Origin of the sequence: Streptomyces fuscigenes, from assembly GCF_021556455.1 — a bacterium.
Classification (GTDB): domain Bacteria; phylum Actinomycetota; class Actinomycetes; order Streptomycetales; family Streptomycetaceae; genus Streptomyces; species Streptomyces fuscigenes.
In genome coordinates, this window is the sequence record NZ_JAKGCV010000718.1 from 1 (window position 1) to 1,742 (window position 1,742).

The window sequence follows — 1,742 nt, forward strand, 5'->3', positions numbered from 1 at the left end:
GGGGACGGAGGGCAGGGCCCCCGTGGGCGGCAACGGCCGGCGCGCGCCGGCCGCCGTCGGCTCCGCCGTCTCCACGGCGCCCGGGCGGGGGGCCGTCCGGCGCGCCCCGTAGCGGCGGTGCACGGCCTGCTTGGTGACCCCGAGCGCGGAGCCGACCGCGTCCCAGGAGAAGCCGAGCGAGCGGTCGAAGTCGACGGCCGCGGTCACCAGCGTCTCGACGCTGTCTCTCAACTCCTGGGCGAGTCGCACGGTCGGCGCGGGGGCGCGCCCGTAGACGACGAAGCCCGTGGAGGGGCCCGTCCGTCGCGGCCGGTAGACATTGCCCAACTGGGCGGTGAGGGTGCGCAGGGCGTCCACCTGTCGGCGGACGCGCTCGATGTCCCGCACCAACATGTGCAGACTTGCACGGGCTTGTGCGTCGTGGGTTGCGTGGTCGGCCATGGACGAGCCTCTCGAACCGGCGGGGGAACAGGATCCGGGCCGTACCGGTGCGGCCCGTGTTGGTCAATCTCCCTTGACAACGCGACACCTGGCATGTGGTCACGCTGCGGGGGCGTATGGGCATATGCGCGGGGCGCGTGGGACGCCACGCGCCCCATGGGGCGCCCGTCCGGGCCGGCGTCCGGGCCGCCCCGCCGGCGACCCGGCCGGTCCGCCCCGCGGAACGCGGCCGCCCGCGGCGCCATAAACTGATACGCCCCCAAGACCCGTGGTGCGGCCGCCCGGCGGCACCCAGCCCCGCCCCCTTCCGAGAGGCAGCACGCCACCGATGAAGCTCGTCTTCGCCGGCACCCCCGAGGTCGCCGTTCCCGCCCTTGACGCACTCATCGCCTCGGAACGCCACGAGGTGGCCGCCGTGGTGACCCGGCCCGACGCGCCCGCCGGGCGGGGCCGACGGCTCGTCGCCAGCCCCGTCGCCGAGCGCGCGGAGGAGGAGGGCATCGAGATCCTGCGGCCCGCCCGGCCGCGCGACGAGGACTTCCTCGCCCGGCTGCGGGAGATCGCCCCCGACTGCTGCCCGGTCGTCGCCTACGGCGCCCTGCTGCCCCGCGTCGCCCTCGACGTGCCGGCGCACGGCTGGGTGAACCTGCACTTCTCGCTGCTGCCCGCCTGGCGGGGCGCGGCGCCCGTCCAGCACGCCCTGCTCGCCGGCGACGAGGTGACCGGCGCCAGCACCTTCCAGATCGAGGAGGGCCTCGACTCCGGTCCCGTCTACGGCGTGCTCACCGAGGCCGTGCGGCACACGGACACGAGCGGCGACCTGCTCACCCGGCTCGCCCTCGCGGGTGCCGGGCTGCTCGCCGCCACGATGGACGGCATCGAGGACGGCACGCTCAAGCCCGTGCCGCAGCCCGCGGACGGCGTCACCCTTGCGCCCAAGATCCAGGTGGAGGACGCCAGGGTGGACTGGGCCGCGCCCGCGCTGCGGGTGGACCGCGTCGTGCGCGCCTGCACGCCCGCGCCCGGGGCCTGGACGCTCTTTCGGGGAGAGCGGCTCAAGCTCCTGCACGTCACCCCCGTCCCGGAGCGCACCGACCTCGCGCCGGGCACCCTCGACGCGGGCAAGAACAACGTGTACGCGGGCACCGGGTCGAGCGCCGTCGAGCTCCAGTGGGTCCAGCCGCAGGGCAAGAAGCCGATGGCCGCCGCGGACTGGGCGCGCGGCGTGCGCATCGCCGCGGGCGAGCGCCTCGGCGGCCCGGCGGCCGGCTGAGCCGCCTGCCGGCTGCCGCCTGCTGTCG

The 1,742-nt window shown here is 76.3% G+C and carries 2 protein-coding genes; one reads left to right on the forward strand and one right to left on the reverse strand.

Annotation, left to right across the window (positions count from 1 at the left end; translation table 11 throughout):
• Positions 1–441, reverse strand: a 441-nt coding sequence (locus L1885_RS28040) for a hypothetical protein (RefSeq protein ID WP_235799949.1), incomplete at its 3' end; no start/stop codon positions are given.
• 328 nt (positions 442–769) lie between these two features.
• On the opposite strand from L1885_RS28040, the gene fmt reads away from it, so the two are divergent.
• On the forward strand, positions 770–1,714 hold the full coding sequence (gene fmt, locus L1885_RS28045) for a methionyl-tRNA formyltransferase (RefSeq protein ID WP_235799950.1): 945 nt from the start codon (positions 770–772) through the stop codon (positions 1,712–1,714).
• The last annotated feature ends 28 nt before the right edge of the window (positions 1,715–1,742 follow it).